The sequence below is a fragment of the Okeania sp. genome, from assembly GCF_983059655.1.
This window is the reverse complement of record NZ_CEZPJD010000592.1, coordinates 1-5,072: the sequence shown is the minus strand read 5'-3', so window position 1 is coordinate 5,072 and position 5,072 is coordinate 1. Positions and strand designations below refer to the sequence as shown.

At 33.1% G+C, this 5,072-nt stretch carries 5 protein-coding genes and 1 pseudogene; 2 read left to right on the top strand and 4 right to left on the bottom strand.

What is annotated here, in order from left to right:
* Window positions 1–5: 5 nt before the first annotated feature.
* A complete protein-coding gene (locus tag AC3DU7_RS24790) occupies window positions 6–938 on the bottom strand; it encodes an Rpn family recombination-promoting nuclease/putative transposase (protein WP_488041961.1) in 933 nt (310 codons plus the stop codon).
* A 150-nt stretch (window positions 939–1,088) separates the two neighbouring features.
* Here AC3DU7_RS24790 and AC3DU7_RS24785 point away from each other — a divergent pair, with 150 nt between their 5' ends.
* Together AC3DU7_RS24785 and AC3DU7_RS24780 are read left to right on the top strand one after the other, a co-directional pair.
* Window positions 1,089–1,217 (top strand): hypothetical protein, encoded by a 129-nt coding sequence (locus tag AC3DU7_RS24785; RefSeq protein ID WP_488041960.1) that lies wholly within the window; start codon window positions 1,089–1,091, stop codon window positions 1,215–1,217.
* Between the two features lie 258 nt (window positions 1,218–1,475).
* Entirely contained in the window at window positions 1,476–2,327 is an 852-nt protein-coding gene (locus tag AC3DU7_RS24780) for a methyltransferase domain-containing protein (protein ID WP_488041959.1), read from the top strand.
* 312 nt (window positions 2,328–2,639) lie between these two features.
* On the opposite strand, the gene AC3DU7_RS24775 is transcribed toward AC3DU7_RS24780, so the two are convergent.
* From AC3DU7_RS24775 to AC3DU7_RS24765, 3 genes and pseudogenes are all read right to left on the bottom strand, one after another.
* A complete protein-coding gene (locus tag AC3DU7_RS24775) occupies window positions 2,640–3,200 on the bottom strand; it encodes a Uma2 family endonuclease (RefSeq protein WP_488041958.1) in 561 nt (186 codons plus the stop codon).
* An 85-nt stretch (window positions 3,201–3,285) separates the two neighbouring features.
* The gene (locus tag AC3DU7_RS24770; RefSeq protein WP_488041957.1) at window positions 3,286–4,431 is read right to left on the bottom strand and encodes a glycosyltransferase; all 1,146 of its coding nucleotides are present in this window, start codon (window positions 4,429–4,431) and stop codon (window positions 3,286–3,288) included.
* Between the two features lie 290 nt (window positions 4,432–4,721).
* Window positions 4,722–5,003: pseudogene (locus AC3DU7_RS24765) on the bottom strand (type ISP restriction/modification enzyme); the annotation flags it as partial.
* Window positions 5,004–5,072 lie beyond the last annotated feature (69 nt).

Below are 5,072 nucleotides of genomic sequence, written 5' to 3'. Positions count from 1 at the left end.
ACTTTTCAGGGGTTGCGAGAATTTAACCAACTCTCCAAATCTTCTAGACTGTTGAAATCTAACAAATCTTCCCCTAAACTTTCCAAATCTTCAACAGGTAAATCTTCAATTTGATTATTTATTGAAGTGGGAATATCTTTAAATCTTTTTTTCAGTAAACGCATAACAAAAGCGATCGCTTCAGATAGACGTCCTCTTACTTCTCCTGTAGCTTTTCCTTTAGCTTCTGCATCAGCTATTCGTCCTTTTTCATCCTGCAATGCTATGGCCCGACGTTCAACCATTTCTAACTCTTCTGGTCTCATGTTAATTTTATTAGCAATGTTTAAAGCTTGTTCAATTTCTGCAACTACTCCCAAATTCTCTGGAATATAATCTAAGCGAGCAGCTTCTTTAAGAAAGAAAATCCACTTCTCTGTCAAAGTTTCTAACTTGGCCAAAGTTTTTTTAAACTTCGGTAACTCCACAAATATTAGCCGCAATTCTACATCGGGATATTTCCAGTTTTTATCTTCATGTTTAAACACAAAAGAATTAATTACATCTACTACTTTTTTGTCTTTAAAGAAAATAAAATCTGTAATTGTTACCGCTATTGCCGGACGTAGTAAAAGATAATCATCTCCTGTTTTTAACTGGTTGCCATAACCTTTAATTAAGTTGTACATGACTCGCTTACTAAAACCAGTCATCGATGCTACTTGCATTTCAATAACTACAACCGAACCATCACATAAAACAGCTTTTATATCTAAATAGGTATCTTTTAAACTGATTACTTGACCCTGATTAAAGGGGTTAATAATCCTTAAAGACTCAATTGTTTTTTCTCCATTATAAATTATGGCATTTAGGAAACTGATTAAAATTTCTGTGCTTTCCTCGGAACCAAATATTTTTTTAAAAGCATAATCAACTTTGGGACTAACAAAATCCATAGTTATTTTTCCCTTAAGAACATTTGAATTATTAAAAATATTATAGCAATTTCCAAAAAGCGTGAGGTACAAAATTCCTTGTCATATTTGACAATAATAATAGTTTATGAGACACAATAATTATTATAAAATCAACAACTAAAAGTATCTATGAAACGAGAAATTATAGTTCATATTACCCCAGACAGACAGTTAAAAATTCCGACGGAAATTCAAAGCCAACTTACTCCAGGCGATCGCTATAAAATTACAATGACAGAAGATAGCTTAGTTTTTTAGAAGATTAAAAAGAGTTTTGACTGGAATGAATGGGAACGACGAATTGAAGCAGCTAACCCCCTTCCTAACCAATTAACAACAGAAGAAATTTGCGAAATTGTGCGGGAAGTACGTTATCAAAACAGTTTAAAAAATGACTAAAAATTGTGAAATTGGAGTTGGCACTTCGTAACAGTTTATCTAGCATTAGCATTAGACCAATTTAATTTATGCTAAAGTAGTTAAAGTTCAAATCACTATGTCATAAAAGATAAAATAATGAAATCTTTTCTCAAAAATACTGTTTCCCAAATTATCCAAAATGATATTGTTTGGAGAATACTTTATAATACTGTAGTTAGGGCTTCGGAATTTATTAAGTCTGAAAGGATTATTTTACAAGAACCAAACTTTAAACAGGTTGTTAATCATAAAGATGAAGTTTTATCAATATCTCCTGATTTAATCGTTAAAAACGGTCCTTTTAAAGGGATGAAATATCCCGATCAGAAATCAGTTGGTAGTGCTTTAATCCCTAAAATTGTAGGTTCATATGAATCAGAACTTCATCAAATTATAGGCAAAATATGTAACACGGATTATAGTGAAATAGTTGATATAGGATGTGCAGAAGGATATTATGCAGTTGGTTTAGCAATGCGAATACCTACTGCTAGAGTCTTTGCGTATGATATAAAGGATAAAGCAATAGATTTATGTAGACAAATGGCTCAAATTAACAATGTAGCTGATAGAGTAACTACTGGATCTTTCTGTGATATAAATACCCTTAAAAGTATTCCATTTACAAAAAAAGCTCTGATTATTAGTGATTGTGAGGGCTATGAAAAACAACTATTTACACAACAAGATGTTTCCTTCTTTGTGAACTGTGATTTATTAATTGAAATACATGATTTTATTGATCCTAGTATTTCCTCTACATTGCGAAAATGCTTTTCTGATACTCATTCGATCACTGTTATTGAAAGTATAAGCCATGTTATCAAGGCAAATTGTTCTTACTGTTATGAGGAATTACAAGATTACAGATTACTCGATCGCAGACGACTATTATCAGAAGGGCGTCCAACAATTATGAAATGGTTTTATCTCAAACCAATTCTGTAACTTTTTCATCAAAAACTAATAAATTTACAAGATTTTGTTTGAATAAAATCTTACCGATAAATTGTGGCTATGCGCCTCTCCTTTTAAAGGTATAAAAAAAAGATAATTCTGTATTTCAAGCCTCCTTAATTACAGAGGTACTTAACGAAGTCAAAAGTCAGAAGTCAGAAGTCAGAAGTTATTTTTTTAACGGGGATTTAATCCAAAAATATTGCGCCTTTTAAGGCGGGGTTTTAGACCCATATTATTTTGATAACTGATAACTTATAACTGAAATGACTAGCTAATAGCTGATAGCTGACCGCTGAATGCTTAGATCAATAAATTAAATCCAGGTAAGACATCTTCTCCAGATAAAGATATAGGTAAAATTAATATTTCCACAGGTTTTTGAGGACGATAAATTTCTACATTTTTATCTTGAGGATTAATTAACCATCCTAATCTCAAACCACAATCTAAATATTCTTTCATTTTTTCTTGTAGAGGTTTTAATCTATCGCTAGGAGAGCGTAATTCAATCGCAAAATCAGGACAAATAGGTGGAAACTTTTTCCTTTCATTAGGAGTTAAAGCTTCCCATTTTTCTCGTCTTACCCATGAGACATCAGGAGAGCGACTACCACCATTAGGTAAATTAAATATTGTTGAGGAGCTAAATACAAATCCTAACTGAGTTTTTCGATTCCAAATAATAACATCAGCAATTAAATTAGCCTCTTGATTACCACTTTCTCCACCTACAGGCGACATAATAATCAATTCTCCATTAACACTAAGTTCTAATGATACGTCTGGATTAACTTGACAAAGCTGATAAAAATCTTCTTTTGTCAATGTAATTAATGGTTTTAAATCTAAAATAGTTCTCATAGTAAATTGTTATCAATTTTATTCTATTGTAGCTTGACAAACATAAGTCGTACTTATGATACTATTTCTCTGTAATAACCAGACTTCAAATATCAGCACTTTTAAATTCTTTATAACACTTTTCCACAAAACCTAAGTAATTATTTTGAAATACTTCTGGAGAAAATTTATAGGCGTGTTTTCTGATAATTTCTGCCTGAAAAGATGCCTGAGAATTTTCAAACTTTTCTACTGCTTCTATTAATGCTTGTTCTGTTTGTTCAGGAAACAATAAACCTGTTGCCGAATCTGGATATTTTCTCATATCTAAAACTGTTTCTGTCGCTCCACCAACTCCATAAGCAATAACAGGTGTTCCGCAAGCTTGCGCCTCTACTAAAGCCATCCCAAAATCTTCACAAGCAGCATAAATAAAACCTTTTGCTTCTGACATATATTTAGTAACTACTTCTTCAGGTTGCCAACCCATAATTTTCACATTTGGTTTAGCAAGATGGCGTAATTGATTTAATTCATCACCCGTACCAATAACTATTAACTCTCGCCCTAGCTGATTAAAAGCTTTGACAATTAAAGATACTTTTTTGTAACTCACTAATCTACAAACTGTGAGATAAAAATCTTGTTTCTGATATTTAAAAGGAAACTTTTCCACATCTACTGGCGGATAAATGACTTCTGCTTCACGTCGATAACAACGCCAAATTCTTCTAGCGGTATGTTGAGAATTAGCAATAAAATAGTCTACTCGGTTAGCAGAAATTACATCCCATTCTCTGAGTCTATGTAAAAGATATCTGGTAAAAATTCCAGGGATACCTTTACCTAATTTACTACTATTTAGATAGTCAAAAGTTAAATCCCAAGCATAACGCATTGGCGTATGACAATAACAAATATGTAGTTGATAAGGTGTAGTAATAACAGCTTTAGCCACTGCATGAGAAGAAGAGAGAATTACATCATATTCTCGTAAGTCTAATTGTTCAATTGCTATTGGTAATAGAGGTAAATATTTTTGTACTCCATTACGAGCTAAAGGCAAATGTTGTAAAAATGTTTTGCCTATTTTACGCTGATAAAGATAACTTTCAGGATTGCTTGACTCGAAATCAATTAAAGCATATAAATCTGCATTAATATGCTGAAGAATTTCTTTAACAACCAGTTCCGAACCTCCAGTTGCTTTAGGGGTTAACCATTCGTGAACAAGAGCATATTTTACTTCCACAATAGACTTTTAAATATTTAAAAATAGAACAACTTTTGATTTTAGTCAAGCCCCCTAAATCCCCCAACTTTGGGGGACTTTCAGAGTTTTGTTCCCCCCAAGTTTGGCTTGCTCGGGGGGCTTGCATCATACCCAGAAATAGAACAACTTTTGATTTTAGTCAAGCCCCCTAAATCCCCCAACTTTGGGGGACTTTCAGAGTTTTGTTCCCCCCAAGTTTGGCTTGCTCGGGGGGCTTGCATCCCATTGTATAACGCTTGTTCCCCTAAAAAGAAACCGGGTTTCTAGATTCAATCTAGGGACGGTAAATTATCAACAATATCTACTGTTTCTAAACTAACTGTAATTACTTGACTAATTAATCGGACAATATATTGTTCGTCGTCTAAGCGGTTGGGGTCATTTTCAATGTCACTGCGTTTGTCTACTTTTACTTGGTAGCGATCGATAATCCAATCTAAAGCGGAACGGTTTCCGAGACGATATTCAAAGACTTTTGCGGGAATATCGGTTAAGGTGAGAAATTCGTTATAAGTTAATTGGGTTTTATCTTTGCTGAGTTTCATTTTTTCGACTCGCCAATTTAAGGGTTAACTACTGAAGCCGAATAATTGGACAAAATTGACAAATATTAATAAATG

What these genes read in the sequence shown, in the direction of transcription:
- AC3DU7_RS24790 (WP_488041961.1), bottom strand. Translation starts at nt 938, where the DNA reads ATGGATTTTGTTAGTCCCAAAGTTGATTATGCTTTTAAAAAAATATTT.
- AC3DU7_RS24785 (WP_488041960.1), top strand. Translation starts at nt 1,089, where the DNA reads ATGAAACGAGAAATTATAGTTCATATTACCCCAGACAGACAGTTAAAA.
- AC3DU7_RS24780 (WP_488041959.1), top strand. Translation starts at nt 1,476, where the DNA reads ATGAAATCTTTTCTCAAAAATACTGTTTCCCAAATTATCCAAAATGAT.
- AC3DU7_RS24775 (WP_488041958.1), bottom strand. Translation starts at nt 3,200, where the DNA reads ATGAGAACTATTTTAGATTTAAAACCATTAATTACATTGACAAAAGAA.